Consider the following 22,781-nt stretch of genomic DNA (forward strand, 5'->3'; position numbering starts at 1 on the left):
GTCCCTTACTCTGGGGGACGTGCCTTTCTAAGGGTAGGCTGCTAGAAGGGGGAAAGGTTCCTTCTTTGCGAGATGGGTGACTAATGACAGAAACATCTTTGCCGGTTTGTGTAGCCGCGCTTTATCATTTTACAGCCTTTGATAATCATGAGGCTCTCCGCCAACCGCTATTGGATATGTGCCAGCGGGAGGGGGTAAAGGGCAGCCTCCTTTTGGCCCGTGAGGGGATTAACGGTACGATTGCCGGCTCTGATGCTGGGATTGATGCAGTATTGGCCCATATTAATAACCTGCCCGGCTGTGCGGGGTTTGATTATAAAAAATCCCGCGCCAAGACGATGCCTTTTTTGCGGATGAAAGTCCGGTTGAAGAAAGAAATCGTCACAATGGGGCAGCCTGATATTGACCCGCTCGTCTGCGTTGGGCGGTATGTTGAGCCAAAGGATTGGAACGCCCTTATCTCCGACCCTGATACGGTGGTGATGGATACACGCAATGATTATGAGGTAGCGATTGGGACCTTCCGCGGGGCGGTGGACCCGGACCTCAAAACCTTCCGTGCGTTTCCAGAATGGTTCCGTAAGTGGCGCAAGGAGGTAGAGGCCCAAGGCCGCACACCTAAAATTGCGATGTTCTGCACGGGGGGCATACGCTGTGAAAAATCCACCGCCTTTGCGCGGCAAGAAGGGGTGGAGGATGTGTATCACCTCAAAGGTGGCATTTTAAAATATCTAGAGGAAATCCCAGAGGAGGAAAGCCTGTGGGAGGGTGAATGTTTCGTCTTTGACCAACGTGTGTCTGTTGGGCATGGGTTAAAGCTGGGCCAATATGACCTTTGCCATGCATGCCGCGCACCTATTAGTGCAGAGGATAAGCAGTCCCCTCATTATGAGGAGGGGGTAAGTTGCCCTCATTGCTATAACCAACGCACAGAGGCCCAACGGCATCGTTACCGTGAGCGGCAACGCCAAGCCGCTCTGGCAGAAAAACGCGGCCAGACCCATCTTGGTGATGGCGCGCAGGGGTAAGGCCCTTTCCCTTCACAAAGAAAGGCGTCCCCCTGCATTGTGGAGACGCCTTTTGTTTTTAGAAATGCTCCCGTAGGGTCAGATTAACAGAGCGGCCCATGCCTAACACAGGGCCGGGTGGACTGCCTGCGGTGCTGACAGCACGGCCACCAAGGGGGAGGGCGTAGCGTTGGTTCAGCAAGTTATCGAGGCTTACATCAAGCTGTAGATATTTGGACCAATGATACCCTGCTCCCAGATTCAGCAGCGCGTAGCCGGGGGTGCGGGGCTCATTACGCACCCAATCGACTGTATGCTTAGCTTTGACAAGAACAATCTCGGCCATGCCGTGCCAGGGGCCAAAATGCTCATGGAGGCGGATGCTCCCATTAAGCGGCATTTGTTGATAAAGGCCGGAATGGGTTTTGAAGTCCTGCCCCTTTACCCAATTCAGCTGGGTGGAAATCTCCCCCGTGCCCCATTTATCGCCATCCCATAAGGTGGCGCGGCCAGAAGCGTTAATGCCGTAGCTTTGGGCATTATGATTCTCAAATTGTAAGAGGTTAAACCCGCGGGAGAGGGCCCCAATCCGCACGACATTAATGTAATTATGCGTATAGGTATAAAAGGGTTGGACCATTGCCTCCCATTGATGATCCGCCGCATCATGGAGGCGGAAGGTAATGCTCGCTGTATTAGCGACTTCTGGCTTGAGGTTGAGATTGCCGACATAGCCATTGCCATCGCCAAACCAGTTAATCATCCGCGCGGTCATGCTTTCCCGGCTCCAGCCATAGCGTTCATAGAGGTTGGGGGAACGTGTTTTGCGAGCATAGCCGCCTTCGATATTCAGATAGGCGTTGGCTTTATAACGTAGTAAGGCCGTGACATCGAAATTATCATCCGTCCGGCCCCGGCGCGCTTTGTTGAAGGCACGGGCGGCCTCTTGGTTGGTGCTGCCCATACTCATACCACTCATGCCCATGTTGGACATATCCATACCGGCCATGCCGCCCATACCCATCATGCTTCCCCCCATATTCATCCCCATATCACTCATGGAGGAGAGGCCCTGATAAGGGGAGACTGTGCCAGTATTCATCATGATGACATCGCTACGCATCCCAAGCTCGCTAGACCAGCGCGGGGACCATTGAGCATCCCATTGGATGAAATGGCCAAGATGGTCGCGATGGGCGTGGTTAAGGCTATGGAAGGCCTCTGGCCCCATCATCATGCTGCCCTCTAAAGGGGGCCACCAATCATTAAGGCCATCATGGCTAAACGCGCTGCCTAGTTTAAGTTGATGGCTCCGGCTCAAGGGGAGGGTGGCTACAAGGCTATAACCGGCTGTGCGTCCATCACTATTCATCGGCATACCGGTGGTAGCACTATGGCCGCCTTTATCGGCTAGCATATTCATGGCGTGGGTCACATGTTGCCAATAGCCACGAGCCTCTAACGTACCCCAGTTGAATGTTCCTAGATATTTGCCATTAACGAAGGTGGAGCGGTTATTTGTTTCATCCATATATTGGTTGGGGAAGCCCTCATAAGGGGTATTTTGTTGCCCAAATGTGAGGCTAAAGAGGTGGTTCTTTAGCTTTAGCCCTGCTGTGACATCATGGTTGAAGCTGAGATAATTGGAGGATAAAACCCGCCCGCCGCGTCCCCCGGCGGTATAATCGCTCGCATGGGTGTAGGAGCCACTATAGCGAAGGCTGAGCATATCGTTCGCAATAGTGAGGGAGCCCCCTGCGCCAGAGCCGCCGCCATTACTGCGCCAATCTTCTCGTCCATCACCGGTGATGAGGACTTTGCCCTCTTTGGCAAATTGTGGGTCTTTGCGCTCCACAGAGATGGTCCCACCGGTGCTATCACCGCCGAGGCTAACAGGGGTGATCCCCGCAATCGCAACGCTATGGGCGACTTCATCGAGGCTGATTTGAGAGAGGGCGGGGTTCATATGGTTAGGGCAATCGGCCATAAGGGGCATGCCATCCACAAAGGTGGCGACCCGGTCATCGGCCATACCATTTAAGACGGGGAGGCTGGCAATCCCACCCGTTTTATAGCTGCTAAAACCCGGTACATCGCGGAATAACGCTGCGGTGTCCGCGGCCTGTGTGAAAGGCCGCCGCGTGCCTATCACGCTGATTTGCTCCACCGGGTGGGGGATGGGCGTGGCGGAGGCTACGGCATCAGATGTGGATGTGGGCAGCGTATTTTGAGGGGGTGTTTGGGCGAGAAGGGGCGTAAGCGGTAAAGCAAAACCACCCAGCACTAAGAGACGGCGCGTTAGGCCCCGCCCCAGACGATATGAGGGGAAAAACAAAATCAATCCATCCTGAAAACAACATGCAGAAAAGGCCGACGCACAGCCTTTTAAGCTGGCTCGGTCAGGCGAATGTTTGGTTTAGAAAGAGGCGAGGCGGCCCACGGCTTGGCGGGCGTTGGCGTGTGGGTTCTGGTGGGGCTTGTGCGGGGGGACTCGCCTGCCAAAGCTGCCGGGAAAGCCGGATGCAACTTAACAGCACGAATAGGCTGGTAAGGGTAAAGAGGATGTGCCCTAAAAGCGGGCAAAGGGGGCAGTCCACCCCGTGATGATGGCCCCCATGATGGGTCATTTTATCATGCTGGGCTGTGTGATGAGGAGTAGTCATCCCCATAGCGTCATGCATGGTAGGACCAGCGTGAGGCTCTGGGCATGAGGGGGCAGGGCCTGCTGGCTCTGGCGGCGGTGCGGGTGCAATATCGAGATGCGTTAGACGTAAAATAGCCGCTCTGGGGCTTTCCTCTGGTAAGCTCGTAGCTGTGAGGAGGAGTTGCCCACTAAATGCTACGAGCATGATGAGCATCATCAAGCCGCGTAATATGTGGCGTTGTAAGAGAGTGGCCCTCATAGCGTTAGTGCCGTACCCCGCCAGAGAGGCAGGCGAGTAACGTGCCAAGCATGATGAGCCCAACCCCTAGATAAGCGGTGAGGTTTAAGGGCTGGCGGAAGACAGTCAGCCCGATAACCACAATGCAGACAATCCCCACCCCGCACCATACCGCATAAGCAATGCCGAGGGGGATGCATTTTAGGGCTTGGGCCAAGCAGAAAAAGGCCGCCCCATAAAAGAGGAGCGCGCCTATGGTCGGTAGGGGCTTGCGAAACCCGTTAGAGATATTAAGCAGGCTGGTAGCCATAACCTCTAACAAGATGGCCCCTAAGAGGAATAGCCAAGCAAAAAAGGGCGTCATAAGAGGTGCTTATCAGTTTTTGCGTGGTTTGGCATCCTTCTTTGTATGAGAGGGCGGGCCTTTGGCAGCGAGCATCGGGGCGAGGAATCGCCCTGTATGGCTGGCTTTACAGGCGGCAATATCCTCCGGTGTGCCAGTGGCTACAACCTCGCCCCCGCCTACGCCGCCCTCTGGGCCAATATCAATGACCCAATCCGCTGTTTTGATGAGGTCCAGATTATGCTCAATAACCAGCACCGTATTGCCTTGCTCTACGAGTGCATGCAGGACGTTGAGGAGCTTATGCACATCCTCTGTATGCAGCCCAGTTGTGGGTTCATCCAGTACATAGAGGGTTCGGCCTGTAGCGCGGCGGGCGAGTTCTTTCGCGAGCTTTACACGCTGGGCCTCACCACCGGAGAGGGTGGTGGCTTGCTGGCCAAGGGCGACATAGCCTAGCCCCACTTGTTGAAGGATGGCGAGGCGGTCGGCAATGCGTGGTACCGCATTGAAGAAGGGCACAGCCTCATCCACCGTCATGGCCAGAATATCGGCAATGGATTTACCTTTAAACTTAATCTCCAGCGTTTCCCGATTATAGCGCGCACCTTTGCAGCTATCGCAGGTTACGAACACATCCGGTAGGAAGTGCATCTCAATCTTCAATACACCATCACCTTGGCAAGCCTCGCAACGACCCCCTTTGACATTGAAGGAGAAACGCCCCGGCTTATAACCCCGCGCTTTGGATTCTGGCAGTTCGGCAAACCAATCCCGAATAGGGGCAAAGAGGTCCGTATAAGTAGCAGGGTTGGAGCGGGGTGTGCGCCCGATGGGGGATTGGTCAATCTCGATGATTTTATCGAGCTGCTCTGTGCCTTCTAGCCGTCCATAAGGGAGGGGGACGGCGGCCGATTTCATAATCTGCCGGGCTAGGCCTTTATAGAAGGTATCGGTAATGAGAGTGGATTTCCCACTGCCAGAGACCCCGGTGATGGCAATAAAGGTCCCTAAAGGGAACTTTACGCTGATATTTTTGAGGTTATTACCCTTTGCCCCATGGATGCTTACCCAGCGTTTGCTTTTACGGCGGGTGGTGGGCACGGGGATGCCCCGGCGACCTGCGAGCCATGCGCCGGTGAGGCTATCGGGATTTTGGGCGACTTCTTCTGGCGTGCCATAAGCGATGACGCGCCCGCCTTGGGTCCCGGCCCCCGGCCCCATATCGATGAGGTAATCAGCTTGGCGGATGGCATCTTCATCATGCTCCACAACAAGGACGGTATTGCCGAGATTGCGCAGCCGCTCCAGCATGGTGAGTAAGCGGGCATTATCGCGCTGATGCAGCCCGATGGAGGGTTCATCTAACACATAGAGGACGCCCGTTAGGCCGGAGCCAATTTGCGAAGCCAGCCGGATGCGCTGGCTCTCCCCACCTGAGAGCGTGCCAGAGCTGCGGGAGAGGGTGAGATAATCTAGCCCCACACGGTCGAGGAAATGCAGCCGCTCGGTAATTTCTTTGAGAATGCGCCGTGCAATCTCGGCCCGCTGGGGGGTGAGGCTGGCCTCCACAGTCTTAAACCATGCAAGAGCTTCCTGAATGGTAAGCTCTGAGGCTTCGGCGATATTGCTGTTATTGACCTTCACACACAGGGCTTCTGGCCGCAATCGTGCCCCGTGGCAGGCAGGGCAGGGCATAGCGGATTGATATCGGCCAAGGGCCTCGCGCACATGGATGCTGCTGCTCTGGGCAAGGCGGCGTTGTAGATGGCTGATGATGCCCTCAAAGGGGCGGTGGATGGTGTGTGTTTTGCCCTTACCATCCTGATAAGGGATGCTGACAGCCTCCGCCCCACCATGGAGAAGGAATTGGCGGGATGTCTCTTTCAGCTTGCTCCATGGTGTATCAAGAGTTTCCTCGCAATGGCGGGCGAGGGCGGCGAGGGTTTGGTCAAAGAGCGGGTCTTGTTCATTACGCCATGGTGCAATGGCGCCTTCTCGCAGGGTTAGGCTATCATCAGGGATGATGAGATTGGGGTCAAAATGCGTTTCTGTACCCAACCCATCACAGGTTGGGCAGGCCCCCATTGGCGCGTTGAAGGAGAAAAGGCGTGGCTCCACACTCTCTAGCATAAAGCCAGATTCTGGGCAGGAATAGCGGGAGGAGAAGGAGGCTTTAAGCGGCTCCCGCTCTTCCCCGCTGCGGAGGACTTCCTCAACAGAGGCCAAACCGTCTGAGAGTTCCAAAGCGGTTTCAAAACTATCGGCTAGTCGGGTTTCTATCCCCTCTTTTAGGACGATGCGATCGACCACAACATCGACATTATGGCGTGTTTTGCGGTTGAGCTTGGGGGCATCGGTGATTTCATAAAGTGTGCCATCAATCCGCACGCGCGCAAAGCCACGGCGGGTCAGCTCGGCGAGTTCTTTCGCACAATCGCCTTTGCGGTCCCGCACGATGGGGGCGAGCAGCATAAGCCGCGTGCCCGCGGGCATGGCCATAACACGGTCCACCATTTGGCTGATGCTCTGCGCCTCAATCGGTAGGCCCGTAGTAGGGGAGTAAGGCACCCCCGCCCGCGCCCAGAGTAAGCGCATATAATCGTGAATCTCGGTGATGGTCCCAACGGTAGAGCGTGGATTGCGCGAGGTGGTTTTTTGCTCGATGGAAATAGCGGGGGACAGCCCCTCAATGGACTCTACATCTGGCTTGCCCATGAGCTCCAAAAATTGCCGCGCATAGGCAGAGAGGCTCTCCACATAACGGCGTTGGCCTTCGGCATAGATGGTATCAAAGGCGAGGGAGGATTTACCAGAGCCAGAAAGCCCCGTCATGACCGTAAGCTTATCGCGTGGGATCGTGACGTTGACATTTTTTAGATTATGCGTGCGGGCACCACGGACAATGATATGGCTGGTGCCGGTAGGTGTGGGTGTGTCTGTCACGCTATGTCCTCTTGATGGTCTTTATGGCAGGGTGGATGCATGGGCGATTGTTCTGTGCAATATAAGCAATAAGGGCACATGGTGCCAGAATCGAACCGTAAGAGTGCAAACAGCTTCTTAAGAGAGATGGGGATTATACATGGCTGGTAGTGTAAATAAGGTTATTCTCGTAGGTAATTTGGGGCGTGACCCAGAGACGCGCAATACGCAGTCCGGCAGTAAGATTGTCAATCTCGCCATTGCGACTAGTGATACATGGAATGACCGTAATAGTGGTGAGCGGCGCGAGCGGACTGAATGGCACCGTGTTGTGATTTTTAATGAGCGCGTGGGGGAGGTTGCTGAGCGATATCTGCGGAAGGGCCGGAAAGTCTATATTGAGGGCGAATTGCGTACGCGTAAATGGACGGACCAACAAGGGGTAGAGAAATACACGACCGAGGTGGTGATTGACCGCTTCCGTGGCAATCTTGTGTTGCTTGATGGCCAGCGCAGCGGTGGTGATGATAGTGGCTATAATGATGGCGGTTATAATGACGGGGGAAGCAATTTTGGGGGACAACAGGCCGGTCCTGCAAACCGTGGGGGCAATAATGGTGGTATGGGAGGCGGCAATGGCTGGGATAGCTCTGCTGGCCACGACCAAGGCTTGGATGATGAAATCCCCTTCTAACTATGGCTGCGAATCAACAGGTCATACAGCCTAGGTGGGCTGGGGTCCTTGCTGTGATGGCGGGGGTAATGCTGGCGGGCTGTACCACAACCCCGCCTCAGCATCCTGATGATTTATGCTCGATTTATCGGGAGAAGCGTAGCTGGTATCACACTGCGATGCGGCAGGAGGAGAAATGGCACATCCCTTCTGCCATCCCGATGGCGATTATGAATCAGGAATCGAGCTTTCGGGCTAATGCGCGGACGCGGCGAACTTATATTCTATGGGTGATTCCGTGGGGGCATATTAGTACCGCCTACGGTTATGCACAGGCGAAGAATGAAATCTGGCGGGATTATCAACGCCAGACCGGGGCCGGGGGTAGCCGGACAAACTACGCTGATGCGTTGAATTTTGTGAATTGGTATCTCACCAATAGCCATAAAATTGATGGGATTCCCCTCACTAATGCAACACGGCAATATCTTGCGTATCACGAAGGTTGGGGTGGCTACCGCAAGCGGAGTTACGAGGCAAAGCCGTGGTTGGTCACTGTTGCGCGTAAAGTGGGGCGGCGTGCCCAGCAATATCAAAAGCAATATAATGCATGTAAAGATGAGCTAAAGGGTAGTTGGTGGGAGCGTTTTTGGAATAGTATTTTCTAATAGCAATGAACATAACCTGCCAGAGCCCAACGACTCTGGCAGGTATTAACAGAGAGGTAATTAAGCTTTATTATCCTCTGATGTGGTTTTTTGATCTTTATCCTCAGAGTTAGCTTTATCCTTTGCTTTGGCTTCTTCGGCTTCAGCCTCGGCTTTTTTCTGAGCAGCTTCTTCAGCCCGTTTTTTAGCAGCTTCCTCTTCGCGGTCTTTACGAGGGTGCGGGACGACGAGACCGTTCATTAAGACATAGTGGAATTGTTTGTCTTTAAGCTCGGCCATAAAGACATCTTCTAGCTTTTCGATGCCTCTACGTTTCATATCTTCTTTGAAGTCATCGGCAGAAAGACCAACGTCTTTGAGGTCATCCTCGCGGATAACACCATCATAATAGACGATGAGAGCAGGAAGTTTCTTTTTATCCGTAATAGCTGTCAGCGCACCGCTTGGCTCAACTTGGGCGAAATACACTTCATCAAACGAATAAATACCCTGAATATTAAGCTGAGATGCAATATTGAGCATATCAATTTTATTATTCTTATTACGGATATTTTCCATCAAGAAGCGTCCATCTTTCATGATGGTGATCTGCCGACCAATAGCGACGTTTCTGAACATATTAATCTTCCGGCAGAAGCGCGTAATGGTTAGCAAAATACCCACCCCGATGAGGAGGGCGATGACATATTCGTGGAAGGAAATATTGGTCGTGTAGAGAACACCGCCAACAAGCCCACCGAGGATGAAGTTACCAACAAGGTCGATGGCATTCATCTGGGAGACTTGGCTACGGCCAGAGATGTTGAGATAACCGATGATGATAGCAAAGCCAGTGACGAGCTTTAGAAACATCCATATATTAAGAGACAAATTCGGAAAAATTTGGTGGAGCATGAAAGAAAACCTTAACGTGGTTAAGCAGGTAGTATGCCCCGGCGGGTTAACTCATTGTAATATCCCGCGTAGGCGCAGGGGATGAAGCCCTTGCATCAGAATGCTATAAGCTTCTTTAATAAGTTTTCAAGGTGTTGCGATCTTTTCTTGTCCTGTTACTCTCAGGGGTAGGCTGTCGCAAAGCGTGTAAGAGAGCAAAATCAGGTAAGGTAAATAAGGAGTGATCATGAGCAAGCACACGAATTTCCCGATTCCCGACCAAGCCCCTGCTGCTATATTGCCTACAGGGCGCTTGGAAATGATCATTTTTGATTGTGACGGCGTGTTGGTAGGCGGGGAGCATCTCTCTACCGCGTTGATGGCTGAAGATGCCCGCCATCATGGGTGGGATATTAGTGATGAAGAAGGCAATAAGCTTTTTGGCGGGGGTGAACTTGCCAAAATTGGCGAGATGATTGCCGAGAAAACAGGCGATAAATTGCCTGATGACTGGGATATGATCATGCAGAATCGCATCGTTGAGATGATGCGGAAGAAGGCTAAAGAGGTCCCCGGTGCCACTAAGATGCTGCATGATGTTGTTAATGAAATTGGCTTGCCGATTCGTGTAGGGTCTAACTCCTCTGAGGCGGAGATGGAGGCTAAGTTTGCAAGTACAGGGCTGGATAAGATCCTTAAGGAGGATCGCATTCATTCAGGCCGGGATTTGAATATGCCTAAGCCTCGCCCGGATATTTATCTTTATGGGGCTAAGCAGGAGGGAGTTGACCCAGCACATTGCCTTGTGTTGGAGGATTCTGATGCTGGGGTAGAGGCTGCTCACCGGGCAGGGATGGCTTGCGTGCTGCTGCGGGATTTAAACAAGCCTGCTCCATCTTGGCCGGGTTTATTGCGTATTGAGCATCTAGATGAATTTGTCCCCTTGTTAAAGAAGATCATCGCTGCGCAGAAAGACCATCACAAAGGCTGAGTTTCTTCATAGTCGTAACCGTTTTTTGGAGACATGTTATGCTGACATATGAAGGTTTAAAAACATTACCGAAGAATGTCGCTGGCCCTTCTTACGATGTGCGTAAGGTTACATCGGGCATTGTACATTTTGGTGTGGGCAATTTCTTCCGTGCTCATCTGGGGTATTATGTGGACCGTGTGTTGGCTTTGCCTGGTCATGAAGGGTGGGGCATTACCGGGGTAGGGCTGCGCTCTGGTGATCGCTCGGAGAAAAAGGCGGAGGAGTTTCGTGCGCAGGAGGGGCTTTACTCCCTGACGGAAATCGCCGCTAGTGGTGCGACGCAAATCCGCGTAATGGGCGGGTTACGGGATTATCTCCAAGCCCCTGATGAGCCGGAGAAAGTGCTGGCTCTGTTGGCTGATAAAGCTACGAAGATTATCTCCATGACTATCACCGAGGGTGGTTATAATATTGACGAAACAACTGGGGAGTTTCGTCTTACACATCCAGAGGTGAAGGAAGACCTCGCAGACCCGCAACATCCTAAGACAGTCTTTGGCTATGTGGTGGAGGGCTTACGCCGCCGCCGTGAGGCTGGCCATGGGGGCTTGACGGTAATGTCCTGCGATAATTTGCGCCATAATGGGGATGTATCCCGCAAAGCATTTGTCGGTTATGCGCGCGCTGTGGATGCCGAGCTTGCCCAGTGGATTGAGCAGAATGTGACCTTCCCCAACGCGATGGTGGACCGTATTACGCCATCTGTCTCCTCCGAGGGGAAAGCGAAGCTGAATGAGCGTAGCGGGTTGGATGACCTCCAGCCATTAATCTCGGAGGATTTTATCCAGTGGGTGATAGAGGATAAATTTGCCGCAGGCCGTCCCGCTTTTGAGAAGGTGGGGGTAGAGTTTAGCGACCAAGTAAGCGCGTATGAGCATGCGAAGATTCGTATGCTGAACTCCAGCCATCTCATCCTTAGTGCTGCGGGGATGCTCTTGGGCTTGAAGTTGGTGGACCAAGTGTTAGCAGAGCAGCGTGTGCATAAATTTGTAGATTTAGTGTTGGAAAAAGACGTTATCCCAACATTAAAGGCCCCTCCTGGTGTGGATCTGCACAAATATAAAGCTACGTTGTTAAGCCGCTTTTCTAATAAAGCGATGGCAGACCAAGTTGCGCGTATTGCCTCCGATGCGACCTCTAAAGCACAGGTCTTCTGGACGGAGACTGTCCGTGCTGTCTTAGGTGAGGGGCGCGACCGTAGCCGGCTTGTATATTGTATGGCGTTATTGTTGGAGCTCTTGCGGGGTAAGACCGAAAAGGGAGAGACAATTAAGTTAGAAGAGCCTTTCTTGAATGCCGAGCAGTTAAAAATTGCTGCTTCTGATGATGTTAAGGCGTCTATTAGCTTGCCAGCGTTTGATACATGGCGTGATTTGCTTACGCCAGAGATTGAGCAGGAGATTGCACAGGCGCGCGACGTTATTCGCCAAAAAGGTGTATTGGCGAGCCTACCTGTGTAACGCGTCGCACGGTTGATAGAAGGCTTAGTGAAAGAGGAGAGGGGAAACCTTCTCCTCTTTTTTATGGGATGGATGTAGGAGGTAGAAAATTGAGAAAAAGCTTGTAAGGAAAAGGATATTAAATTTATATTTAAGTTGGTACGGCCTTTGACATATGAATTATGTTTATAATACAAGTAGTTCTAGGAAGTATGTTCCCCGCCCTCGCGGGGATGAACCGACCACGTCTGACAACTGCACCACGCGGTCGAAATGTTCCCCGCCCTCGCGGGGATGAACCGTCATTTAAAAAATACCCCCATTATTACCCCCAATGTTCCCCGCCCTCGCGGGGATGAACCGAGGGGCGGGTTATCATTATAACGGGTGTGAAAATGTTCCCCGCCCTCGCGGGGATGAACCGGTGGACGGCAACACGCCAGTGGCTATAGCGAGATGTTCCCCGCCCTCGCGGGGATGAACCGGCAGACCGAGCCAATTACGACACCAATGCTGAATGTTCCCCGCCCTCGCGGGGATGAACCGATCAAAACTCGATTGAGAGCCACATTCTGAGGATGTTCCCCGCCCTCGCGGGGATGAACCGAAAAATTCCAGTGATAGGCTCTGTACAGGCCGATGTTCCCCGCCCTCGCGGGGATGAACCGGCGCGGCCCGCTTCAACGCTGCATCGGTCAGCATGTTCCCCGCCCTCGCGGGGATGAACCGAGAATCTATTCACTCTGCGCGATGTGCAGTGTATGTTCCCCGCCCTCGCGGGGATGAACCGGGCAAGAGACCGATTCCCGCGTGGATTTTTGAATGTTCCCCGCCCTCGCGGGGATGAACCGCGGCCAGACAGCAGCACCGTATCGAGATGGACATGTTCCCCGCCCTCGCGGGGATGAACCGAAAATTCGAGAAATGAGGCCAAAAAATATTACATGTTCCCCGCCCTCGCGGGGATGAACCGAAACCCAGATGAGCGACACAAGGCTGGGGATTATGTTCCCCGCCCTCGCGGGGATGAACCGGCGGCCAGCGAGTCAGAAAACCCGGGTCCGAAATGTTCCCCGCCCTCGCGGGGATGAACCTTTAATCCCTCCGGGTCGGGCTTTGTACGTGCCATGTTCCCCGCCCTCGCGGGGATGAACCGGGACACCACCCCAACCTTTCTGAAACCCTATAATGTTCCCCGCCCTCGCGGGGATGAACCGTCAAATATTGCTGATACCTATATTTTGATGAGATGTTCCCCGCCCTCGCGGGGATGAACCGTGTTTTTTTGACAGTTGTTTCGGACACACCCGATGTTCCCCGCCCTCGCGGGGATGAACCGCCAACTTGTCCTGCACAGCCTTATCTACAACCATGTTCCCCGCCCTCGCGGGGATGAACCGGGAAAGCGTCTATGAGCGGCTTTGTTGACGAAATGTTCCCCGCCCCCGCGGGGATGAACCGCAGAACGGCAGAAGCGGGAAGAGGCGGTAGCAATTGGTAACTTTCAGAGGAAGAATAGGCATAAAACAACTAAAATTCATCGTTATTAAAAAAAACAACAAAATAATGAGTTGATTTTTGCACCAGATTTGACATGCTCCCTGCATGACGATGAAGCCCTTCTCTTATCTGCCGATTATGATGCGGACAGACCAACGCGATGCCCTTCTCATTGGGGGTGGGCAGGTGGCGGTGCAGAAGATGCGCTTGCTTAAAGGGCGGTGCCGGCGGCTTCATATTTGGGCGGAGAGCATGCATCCTGAGCTAGAGGCTCTCATTGCGCAGGGGCAGGCGGTGTTTCGGCAAGGGCGCGTTGAGGAGCAAGCCCTGCGGGAGATATTGCCGGAGATGGCTGTAGTCTTTGCCGCTACGGATGATGAGGCTGTTAATGAGATGGTGTCGCGGCAGGCTCATGCGTTGCGTGTGCCTGTATGCGTGGTGGATAATCAAGAGCTTTCCAGCTTTATTACCCCGGCGTTGGTGGATCGCTCCCCCGTGCAAGTGGCGATTACCACGGGGGGAGCCTCTCCCGTTTTAGCGCGCCGGGTGCGGCAGATGGTCGAGGCTATGCTCCCGGCTAGAGTGGGTGAGGCCGCACGGTTTATGCAGCAACAGCGCGGTTGGCTGAAGGCTCGCCTCCCGCATGTGAAGCAGCGGCAACGTGTGTGGGAATCCTTTGTGGATGGCCCTGCTTATGAGGCCGCTTTGGCGGGGGAGGAGGCTTCAGCCCGTCATCAGCTAGAGCAGCTTGTCGAGGCAGCGGAGGGAGTCGCCACGCGCCCGCAAGGGGAGGTGTGGCTTGTGGGGGCTGGGCCGGGGAATCCCGATTGGTTGACCCTTGCCGCCCTCCGTTTGATGCAAAATGCTGATAGTGTTTTATATGATAACCTCGTGGCTCCAGAGGTTCTGGACCGCGTGCGGCGGGATGCGGAGCGTGTGTATGTTGGCAAAAAGCGTAGCCATCATACGCTGCCGCAACGTGATATAGAATCCGAGCTTTTGCGCCGTGCCCAGCGGGGGGAACGCGTCTTACGGCTAAAAGGAGGGGACCCGTTTGTTTTTGGCCGTGGGGGTGAGGAGATGGAGAGTTTGCTCGCCGCGCATGTGCCGGTGCGGGTTGTCCCTGGCATTACGGCGGCGAATGGTTGTGCAGTAGCGGCGGGGATTCCGCTCACACATCGGGATTGTGCCCAAAGCTGCATTATGGTGACGGGTCATGCGCGCGCAGATGGTACGTTAAATCTGCATTGGCCCAGCCTTGCCTGTAAGGGGCAAACGGTGGTGATTTATATGGGGTTAAGCTCTATAGGGGAGCTATGCCAGCAAATGCAGGGGCATGGTCTGCCCGCCCATTGGCCTGTTGCGGTGATTTATCGTGGCTCCTGCCCGGATCAACGATGCGTCAAGGGTACGTTGGGCACAATTACCGCGCTTGTGCAGCAGCAGGGGTTGGAAAGCCCAGTCTTAATTATTGTGGGGGAAGTGGTGCATCATCGTGGTGCGGTGGAGCCGCCGGCTGCTTCCAGTGAGAGCACATCAAAGGAGCGTGCGTGATGAAACGTCTATCCCGCCCGGGAGAGGGGGAAGTCCTATTGCTGACGGCAAATCGCTTGCTGGATGGCCGTATTGTTTGGCTTGGCGAGGGAGAGCATTGGCGTGAATCCATTGCTGAGGCAAAACGCTTTAGCTATGAGGAGGCAGGCCCTGCCTTAGAGCGTGCTTTGGCCGCAGCGGCGCAAAAAGAGGTTGTGGCGATTTATGAAGTTGTCGCCCATGATACACAGCCGCCAGAGCCTGTAACAGCACGCGAAGTGATTCGTGCTCACGGGCCGAGTGTTCACCCTGATTTTTCGTATGACGATGCCCTAGCGCGGACCCCAGCGCAGGAGAAGGAGCGTGCGCAATGACTCAATCTAACTCACATTCTGTTGGGCATTATCAATATGAGGAGCGGGACCGGGCCTTTCTTCAAGAGCGGATTAATGAGTTTGAAGGCCAAGTGCGCCGCCGTCTTGCTGGCGAATTAAGCGAGGAGGAGTTTAAGCCGTTCCGTTTGATGAATGGCGTTTATCTTCAGCTTCATGCCTATATGTTACGCGTGGCGATTCCGTATGGTGTGTTAGATAGCCGCCAGCTGCATAAGCTTGCTGATGTTGCTGCGAAATATGACCGCAATTACGGCCATTTCACCACCCGGCAGAATATTCAGTTTAATTGGATTGCGTTGCAGGATATGCCAGCCATCCTGCGGGAATTGGCCGAGGTGGATATGCACGCCATCCAAACAAGTGGTAATTGCATCCGTAATGTCACCTCTGATGAGTTCGCTGGGGCGGCTAAGGATGAGCTGATGGACCCGCGCATCCATGCCGAGATTGTGCGGCAATGGTCCACTTTGCATCCTGAGTTCACCTTCCTGCCCCGTAAGTTTAAAATCGCGATTTCTGGTAGCCCAGAGGACCGTGTAGCGGCGCGCTTTCATGATATTGGCTTGCTGGCACGCCCTAGCGAACATGGCCCGCTCTTTCGCCTTTTTGTGGGGGGTGGTTTAGGGCGGACGCCCGTTGTTGGGCAGGAATTGTTCGATTCCGTGAGGGAAGAAGACCTCATCGCCACGCTAGAGGCGGTGTTGCGCGTTTATAATGCGTTTGGTCGGCGAGATAATCTCTATAAAGCGCGTATCAAGATTTTGGTGCAGACCATTGGGTTAGAGGCTTTCCGCAAAGCTGTGGAGGAGGAGCTTAGCCGCATGGACCGTGCGGCTTACCGCTTGACGCCGGAGCATGTTGCACAGATTCGGGCGCGTTTTGCTGTGCCGGACCTTCAAGCCCCAGCGGATGCGGCCTCTCTCTTTGAGCAGCATAAGCAGGCAGACCCAGCCTTTGCCCGCTGGGTGGCAAGCAATACGCACCCTCATCATCATGACAGCTATATTTGTGCGGTTATTTCCCTCAAAACGCCGGGGGCTATCCCCGGTGATGTGACGGCAGAGCAAATGCACGGTCTGGCAGATTTATCCGCTCGTTATGCCTTTGGGGAAGTGCGGGTGACGCATTTGCAGAATCTGGTGTTTGGTCATGTGCGTAAGGACCAGCTTTATGATGTGTGGCAGGGCTTGCAGAAGCTTGACCTTGCCGCGCCGAATGTTGGGCTGATTAGCGATATTGTGAGCTGCCCCGGTTTGGATTATTGCAATCTGGCCAATGCGCGCTCCCTCCCCTTGGCGCAGAAATTGGGAGCCCGTTTTGGGGATGCAGCGTTGCAGGCTGAGATTGGGGCGTTGAGCATCCATATGTCTGGCTGCATTAATGCGTGCGGGCATCATCATGTGGGTAATATCGGCCTGTTGGGTGTTGATAAGCGCGGGGCTGAGACGTACCAGATTCTCCTTGGGGGGGATGGGGGAGAGAATGCTGCCATTGGCGGGATTTTAGGCCCTTCCTTTGCAGAGGATGAAGCCGTAGAGGCCGTAGCGCGGATTGTGGAGTTCTATCTCGCACAGCGGCAGAAGGGGGAAAGCTTTGCTGCTATGCTGAAGCGGTGCGGGCTGAAGGCCTTTAAGGAGGTGGCTTATGAAACTGTTTAATCTCAGCGGGCGTAAGACGTTAGAGGAAGCCTCCCCTGTGGCTTTTGCAGATTGGAAGGACGCTCCCCACGGTACAGCTATCTCTCTGCCTCAGGATGTCGAGGTGGAGGATTTACGCTCTCATCTCAACGAGCTGACCTTGATTGTGTTGGAGTTCCCCATCTTCCGGGATGGGCGGGCTTTTACGCAAGCGCGCTCTCTGCGGGAATATGAGGGGTATAAAGGGGAGATCCGGGCCTCTGGTCATCTTTTGCCAGACCAAGCGATTCACCTTAAACGCTGTGGGTTTGATAGTGTGGCCTTACCAGAGGAAGCCAATACGCAGGACTGGGACGAGCAGTTGAGCCGTTATCAGTTTTATTATCAGAATACCGCTGTTAGCCTGGTATAAGGGGGCATATTGCCCCCCCTAAGATTTATTGGTTGGGGTGCGCGTTCCGCCGATGAAGCTTGCACATATTAGCACGAGAATGACCGCTAAAGAGAGCAAGGCATCCTCCCGTGCAGCGGGTAGAATGAGAAGAATGGCCCCCAAAATGGGGATGAGCAGGATTAATCCACGCGCCACGGGCATGGCGGTGGCTGTTTGTGATTGTCGGCCCCACAGCCAATAAGCAATGGCGATGATGAAATAGATAAAGAGGATTAACCCACCTGATGAGCCAAGCAGGACGGGGTAGAGTGTTTCTGGCGAGCTAATGGCCGAGGCAATGACGAGCAACTCCAACAAAGTTGTAAGCCGTAATGACCAAAGCGGTACATGGCGAGCGGTCTCAAGGGTTAGCTTTTGTGGGGCTAAGCGTAGGCTTGCGAGCTCTTTTAATGTACGCGAGACAACATAAACCGCCGAATTTAAGCAGGAGAGAACCGCCACAAGTGTTACCGCAATTGCCGCATAGCGTGCCAAGGGGACCTTGAGATATTCCAACACGCTGAGGAAGGGTGATTGCCCGACATGCACGTCACTCCACGGCAGAAGGGCGATAATGACCAAAACCGACCCAGCGTAGAAGAACAGCACCTGCAAAGGCAGTCGCCGCATAGTCCGTGCAATAGCGCGTAGGGGGCGATCACTATCGGTTGCGGCAATGATGGCAATTTCGCAGCCGGTGAAGGTCTGTATGATCATGGGCACAGCCCCGATGACAGCCCATCCCCCTTTAGGGAAGACCCCACCATGAGCAGTAATGTTCTGGAAGGCTATTGCAAAGGGATGGCCCGAAAGGGCTAGCCACCCTAAGCCAAGGGCAATAAACCCACCTAGAAAGAGTAGCTTAAAAATGGAGAGGCCTGTCTCTGCTTGTCCATAATGGCGGAGTGAAAGACGGTTAATAGACCAAGCGATGGCTACAAGGACGAGCGCACCCCATAAAGGGGCAATATGAGCCAGCCGCCCGATAATCATACCTCCGGCCACAGCTTGTGCCCCAGCGGTCACAGCCCAGAGGAAGGCATAGCTCCAACCTGTAATAAAGGCGGTGCGTGGGCCGATATGGGTGGCAATATGGGTAATAAAGGACCCTTGCCCGCGTGCGGTAATGGCCAAGCCGCCCAAAAGACGCATCACCAGCCAGACCACTAACCCTGCCGCAAGGTAGGAGAGCAGCACTGCGGGTCCTGCCGCAGCGATGGTGGCAGAGGTGCCGACAAATAGCCCCGCCCCGATGATCCCACCAATAGAGATCATCGCGACATGGATGCCTTTAAAGCGGTTGGTACTTGGAGGATGTGTCGTAGAGGACGCCGCGGGGGACTGGGCCATCGGGCTTTAACCTTCCTGATGTCCGGGGCCAAAGGGACGATCCCCGATGATGGTAACGCGGTTCATAATACGCCGGGCAGGAAGGTAGTCATTAACAGCATAATGCTGCGTGACACGATTATCCCAAAAAGCGACATCCCCTTCTTCCCACCGCCAGCGGATGGAAAACTCGGGCTTTGTGGCATGGCGGGTGAGATAAGCCAAGAGGGAGGCGCTTTCCTCTGGGTCAATGTCGTTGATCTCAGATGTAAAGCCCTCATTGACGAAAAGGGCTTTTTGCCCCGTCTCTGGGTGGACGCGGACAACAGGATGGGTCACTGGGGGATAAGCATCGCGTGTTTCGGCCCATTTTTTCCGTTCCGCTTCTGTCCGTCCATAACGGGAGACAGGGAAAGAGCGGAGGAAGTCATGCTGGGCGGTGAGGGGGTCGATCCTCTGTTTTAATCCTTCAGAAAGCGCATCATAAGCGGCAGTGCCACTGGCCCAAAGCGTATCGCCACCGCCTGTCTCTGGTAAGAGACGGCTTGTGAGGACAGCCCCTAAAGGTGGGTTTTGCTGGAAGGTGACATCTGTATGCCAAAGGGCATTATCGCGCAGGTCGTTTTTGGCGGTATCAAGCACAATGGCTTCTGGCACATCGGGTACAGTCGGGAAGATGGGATGGAGATGAAGTTCGCCAAAATTACGGGCAAAGTCCCGTTGTTGGGTTGGGCTAATGGTTTGTTTACGGAAGAACAGCACTTGATAGCGTAAAAGTAGCTGATGGAGGGTGTCTCTTTGCTCTGCGGAGAGAGGGTGGGAGAGGTTAACCCCTTCAATAATCGCTCCGATAGCGGGGCTGAGGGGAGTCGCTTTAATATCCGCATTAGCGGGTGAGGGAAAAGATGGGGCAAAAGCTGTAGCGGTGGCAACCATGATGGGCACTCCTAAAAGCGATCATATATCGTTATTAAGTAAAACAACGATTCATATGTACATAATGATATAAATAATCATTTTGAAAAGTGAAAATTAGCAAAAAGCGATTATTTTTTATAGCTTATTGTTTTATAAGGATTAATTAAGGGTAAGACGCGAGGGATTTTGTCCGATTCGGAGGGAGGGAGTCATTTAAAAACTTTTTAAATAACTATTATTAGTCGTGTTAATTGCCTTTTGAGGGTAGCCATAGCTAATTGCTCTAATCGGTTTGCTCTATAGGCATGGAAGATATGCAGCTTAGGGCGAAGGTGCCCATTAAGGGCTGAAAATGGCGGTTCATGGCTTTGCGCACCCTCTAAAACCAGTGCGATGAGCCAATATGCGGGTGTTATTTTTATGTAAGTTCAGATGGTTTTATGCAAAGACGGTTATGTGACACAGACCCTTTATCTGAGGAGATAACAGATGGGACGGATTTCTGGAAAGATCGCATTAGTCACCGGTGGTGGTAGCGGTATTGGTAAAGGCATCGCCGTACTTTTGGCTAAAGAAGGGGCGAAGGTTATTGTCGCGGACCTCAACCCAAAAGGTGGTGAAGAGGTCGTAGAGGAGATTCGTAAAGCTGGTGGCAAAGCATGCTTCTTACCGCTGAATGTGGCGAAAGAAGATGAGTGGAAAAAGACGATGGCCGCCATCAAAGAGCATGATGGCCGTCTGGATATTGTCGTCAATAACGCTGGTATCGCTTTTGATGGTACGATTGAGAGCACCTCTTTGGAGGAATGGCGGCGTGTGCAGTCCATCAATCTGGATGGTGTCTTTCTCGGTGTGAAATATGCCGTTGCTGCGATGCGTGAGCTTAATGGTGGGGATGGCGGGTCCATCGTCAATATGTGTTCCAGCTCGGCTCTGGTAGGGATTCCCAACCTCGCTGCTTATGGTTCCTCCAAGGGTGGGGTGAAGATGCTGACCAAGTCCGCTGCGCTGCATTGTGCGCGTAAGGGCTATAAGATCCGCGTCAATAACGTCTGCCCTGGTTATATTCAAACACCGCTGGTGGATGAGCTAACACATACGGACAAAGCTGCTTATCAGCATCTTGTGGATATTCACCCTGTTGGTCATCTGGGGACGCCAGAAGATGTGGCCTATGGTGTGTTGTATCTGGCCTCTGATGAATCCAAATTCGTCACCGCTACCGAGCTGGTGATTGATGGTGGTTACACCTCAGAGTGAGGTAAAGCGCGCTTAGGGTGCGTTACTAAAAAAGGCCTGCTCCCTTGGGGGCAGGCCTTTCCTTTTAGGTAGGTTACCTCTTTTACAGGCTCGTCTTACAAGCCAGAGAAGAGAGCGGTTGAGAGGTAGCGTTCGGCAAAATCAGGAATGACGGCAACAATGGTTTTGCCTGCCCATTCATCTTGTTTTGCAAGCTCCATCGCCGCAAAGAGGGACGCCCCGGAGGAAATACCAATAGGTAGCCCTTCTACCTTGGCGCAGAGGCGCGCTGTGGTAAGAGCGTCATGCTCAGCAACAGGGATGACTTTATCAATAGCGCGGATGTCTAACGTCTCAGGCTTAAAGCCCGGGCCAAGGCCCTGAATCCCGTGTGGGCCGGGGTCATCCCCATTGAGAATAGCACTCTCTGATGGCTCTAACCCAAAGACTTTCAGTCCTTCTTTGCGTGGTTTAAGCGCATGGGCAATGCCGGAGGCCGTCCCACCTGTACCTAACCCAGCCACAATAGCATCCACCTGCCCTGCTGTATCAGTCCAAATTTCCTCAGCGGTGGTGTTCTCATGCACGCGTGGATTCGCAGGGTTTGTAAACTGGCTTGGCATCCATGCGTCTTTAGTCTGTTTGAGGATCTCTTCAGCTTTGTTGATGGCCCCTTTCATCCCTTGTTGAGCGGGGGTTAGTTCCAACGTGACACCGAGGAGCGCCATCATTTTACGCCGCTCTAGCGAGGCACTTTCGGGCATCGTGACGATGAGCTTATAGCCCATAGAGGCCGCAGCGAAGGCTAGGCCAATCCCTGTATTGCCAGAGGTCGGCTCTACAAGGACGGATTTGCCCGGTGTGATGAGGCCCTTCTCTTGTGCATCACGCAGCATCGCCACGCCGATACGATCTTTGACGGAGGAGAGAGGGTTAAAGAATTCCAATTTTAGGAGCAGATGAGCTTTAAGATGCTCTTTTTTGGTCAGATTCGGGATGGCTACCAGCGGTGTGCCGCCCACAACTTCTAAAAAAGAAGGATAAACATGCCCACGCGGTTGCGCAAAAGCAGTTTTTGAAAGGGGAAATGGAACGTGTGAGGATGATCCTGACATTTAAGTGGTACTCCCTGTCATGGTATAAAGGACCTCGTCCATAGGACTTGTGTGGTACTTACTGCTATAGCTTAAACGATTGTAAGGGGAATACGCAAAGAGATGATGTTAAAATTATAAATCCCTTTTTTCTACCGTAAAATGAGGTAAAAAGAAGGGGCATATTTTGATGCTTAAAGGATGTTAGGCATGTATCTTAAAACTGACCGTATTTTAACAGCTCTATCTATTATGTTAGATGTCGCCTTCCATGCGGGGCGTTCTGGAGTAGTGAGTGGGGCCGACATTGCCCAGCGGAGCGGCCTTTTACGACGGGGGATAGAGCCAGTCTTACAAGCCCTTTCGCGGGCTGGGTTGTTAGATAGTGTAAGAGGCCCTAAGGGAGGGTATCGCTTAGGGCGTTCACCTCGTGTCATGAATTTGCATGAGATCGCCTGTGCTGTGGGCGCAGGAGGGCGTGAGCCTAATGAGGCGACATCCACCGCGGGAGAGAGAGACAATCCCCTTCAAAATATAGTGATGGAGCCTTTGTGGCGCGAGCTTAATGATGGGGTAAAAGATAAGCTGAGTAACGTTACATTGGCAGATCTGCTACAACAAGCAGAACGTTGTGGTTTGGAACGACCAAGGCAAGTACCTATTTCTTTTACAATCTAAACTTAAACAAAAATTAGGGAATCTAGTAAAGAGTACGTCCCAATTTTTACTAAATTTTAATATTTTTTATGACCTTTCTTTATAAGATTAATCTATCTTACATAAAATTTTATCTGATCTTATTATTTTTTTTAGGAAAAAATAGTTTTCTTTTCAGCGTTGTTTTAGTATTCCTTATAAAC

19 protein-coding genes and 1 CRISPR repeat array are annotated in these 22,781 nt (G+C 53.0%); of the genes, 11 read left to right on the forward strand and 8 right to left on the reverse strand.

The genetic code is table 11. The features are described from left to right. Positions 1-83 precede the first annotated feature (83 nt). Complete coding sequence (gene trhO / locus NQF64_RS05100) at positions 84-1,028, forward strand: oxygen-dependent tRNA uridine(34) hydroxylase TrhO (RefSeq protein ID WP_266106700.1); 945 nt, start codon at positions 84-86, stop codon at positions 1,026-1,028. A gap of 58 nt (positions 1,029-1,086) precedes the next feature. Here the strand turns inward: trhO and NQF64_RS05105 are convergent, their stop codons facing one another. The 4 genes from NQF64_RS05105 to uvrA form a co-directional block, all read right to left on the reverse strand. Then, a complete protein-coding gene (locus tag NQF64_RS05105; RefSeq protein WP_407651821.1) occupies positions 1,087-3,228 on the reverse strand; it encodes a TonB-dependent receptor in 2,142 nt (713 codons plus the stop codon). A gap of 178 nt (positions 3,229-3,406) precedes the next feature. Next, positions 3,407-3,910, reverse strand: a complete 504-nt coding sequence (locus tag NQF64_RS05110) for a DUF2946 family protein (protein WP_266106701.1) — start codon at positions 3,908-3,910, stop codon at positions 3,407-3,409. Between the two features lie 4 nt (positions 3,911-3,914). Continuing rightward, complete coding sequence (locus tag NQF64_RS05115) at positions 3,915-4,253, reverse strand: DMT family transporter (protein ID WP_099026527.1); 339 nt, start codon at positions 4,251-4,253, stop codon at positions 3,915-3,917. Positions 4,254-4,265: 12 nt separating this feature from the next. Next, complete coding sequence (gene uvrA / locus NQF64_RS05120; protein WP_266106702.1) at positions 4,266-7,178, reverse strand: excinuclease ABC subunit UvrA; 2,913 nt, start codon at positions 7,176-7,178, stop codon at positions 4,266-4,268. Positions 7,179-7,317: 139 nt separating this feature from the next. Here uvrA and ssb point away from each other — a divergent pair, with 139 nt between their 5' ends. Further along, entirely contained in the window at positions 7,318-7,851 is a 534-nt protein-coding gene (gene ssb, locus NQF64_RS05125) for a single-stranded DNA-binding protein (RefSeq protein ID WP_266106703.1), read from the forward strand. 2 nt (positions 7,852-7,853) lie between these two features. Continuing rightward, the gene (locus tag NQF64_RS05130) at positions 7,854-8,498 is read left to right on the forward strand and encodes a transglycosylase SLT domain-containing protein (protein WP_155572584.1); all 645 of its coding nucleotides are present in this window, start codon (positions 7,854-7,856) and stop codon (positions 8,496-8,498) included. 60 nt (positions 8,499-8,558) lie between these two features. Here the strand turns inward: NQF64_RS05130 and NQF64_RS05135 are convergent, their stop codons facing one another. Next, the gene (locus NQF64_RS05135) at positions 8,559-9,350 is read right to left on the reverse strand and encodes a DUF421 domain-containing protein (RefSeq protein WP_257875106.1); all 792 of its coding nucleotides are present in this window, start codon (positions 9,348-9,350) and stop codon (positions 8,559-8,561) included. A 340-nt stretch (positions 9,351-9,690) separates the two neighbouring features. Between NQF64_RS05135 and NQF64_RS05140 the strand changes: the two genes are divergently transcribed. From NQF64_RS05140 to NQF64_RS05165, 6 genes are all read left to right on the forward strand, one after another. Then, positions 9,691-10,362, forward strand: coding sequence for an HAD family hydrolase (locus NQF64_RS05140; protein WP_099026699.1), 672 nt, complete (start codon positions 9,691-9,693; stop codon positions 10,360-10,362). A 38-nt stretch (positions 10,363-10,400) separates the two neighbouring features. Next, a complete protein-coding gene (locus tag NQF64_RS05145) occupies positions 10,401-11,864 on the forward strand; it encodes a mannitol dehydrogenase family protein (protein WP_099026523.1) in 1,464 nt (487 codons plus the stop codon). A gap of 191 nt (positions 11,865-12,055) precedes the next feature. Next, positions 12,056-13,304: direct repeats of the CRISPR family, unit length 29 nt; unit sequence ATGTTCCCCGCCCTCGCGGGGATGAACCG. Positions 13,305-13,448: 144 nt separating this feature from the next. After that, a complete protein-coding gene (cysG, locus tag NQF64_RS05150) occupies positions 13,449-14,897 on the forward strand; it encodes a siroheme synthase CysG (RefSeq protein WP_266106704.1) in 1,449 nt (482 codons plus the stop codon). Next, positions 14,897-15,250 carry a DUF2849 domain-containing protein gene (locus NQF64_RS05155; protein ID WP_155579724.1) on the forward strand — a complete coding sequence of 118 codons (354 nt, stop codon included), beginning with the start codon at positions 14,897-14,899 and terminating at the stop codon, positions 15,248-15,250. The genes cysG and NQF64_RS05155 overlap by 1 nt, the downstream gene beginning before the upstream one ends. Then, entirely contained in the window at positions 15,247-16,929 is a 1,683-nt protein-coding gene (locus NQF64_RS05160) for a nitrite/sulfite reductase (protein ID WP_266106705.1), read from the forward strand. The genes NQF64_RS05155 and NQF64_RS05160 overlap by 4 nt, the downstream gene beginning before the upstream one ends. Then, entirely contained in the window at positions 16,916-17,320 is a 405-nt protein-coding gene (locus NQF64_RS05165; protein ID WP_266106706.1) for a DUF934 domain-containing protein, read from the forward strand. Before NQF64_RS05160 ends, NQF64_RS05165 begins: the two co-directional genes overlap by 14 nt. An 18-nt stretch (positions 17,321-17,338) precedes the next feature. Here the strand turns inward: NQF64_RS05165 and NQF64_RS05170 are convergent, their stop codons facing one another. Both NQF64_RS05170 and tauD read right to left on the reverse strand, forming a co-directional pair. Then, entirely contained in the window at positions 17,339-18,691 is a 1,353-nt protein-coding gene (locus tag NQF64_RS05170; protein ID WP_266106707.1) for an amino acid permease, read from the reverse strand. Positions 18,692-18,697: 6 nt separating this feature from the next. After that, positions 18,698-19,606 (reverse strand): taurine dioxygenase, encoded by a 909-nt coding sequence (gene tauD / locus NQF64_RS05175; protein WP_266106708.1) that lies wholly within the window; start codon positions 19,604-19,606, stop codon positions 18,698-18,700. Positions 19,607-20,077: 471 nt separating this feature from the next. Between tauD and NQF64_RS05180 the strand changes: the two genes are divergently transcribed. Beyond that, on the forward strand, positions 20,078-20,848 hold the full coding sequence (locus NQF64_RS05180) for a glucose 1-dehydrogenase (protein WP_099026517.1): 771 nt from the start codon (positions 20,078-20,080) through the stop codon (positions 20,846-20,848). A 95-nt stretch (positions 20,849-20,943) separates the two neighbouring features. Here NQF64_RS05180 and cysK read toward each other — a convergent pair whose 3' ends face one another. After that, on the reverse strand, positions 20,944-21,942 hold the full coding sequence (cysK, locus tag NQF64_RS05185; RefSeq protein ID WP_099026516.1) for a cysteine synthase A: 999 nt from the start codon (positions 21,940-21,942) through the stop codon (positions 20,944-20,946). A 189-nt stretch (positions 21,943-22,131) separates the two neighbouring features. On the opposite strand from cysK, the gene NQF64_RS05190 reads away from it, so the two are divergent. Continuing rightward, the gene (locus tag NQF64_RS05190) at positions 22,132-22,599 is read left to right on the forward strand and encodes an RrF2 family transcriptional regulator (RefSeq protein WP_099026697.1); all 468 of its coding nucleotides are present in this window, start codon (positions 22,132-22,134) and stop codon (positions 22,597-22,599) included. The last annotated feature ends 182 nt before the right edge of the window (positions 22,600-22,781 follow it).

Origin of the sequence: Bombella saccharophila (genome assembly GCF_026385475.1) — a bacterium.
GTDB lineage: Bacteria > Pseudomonadota > Alphaproteobacteria > Acetobacterales > Acetobacteraceae > Bombella > Bombella saccharophila.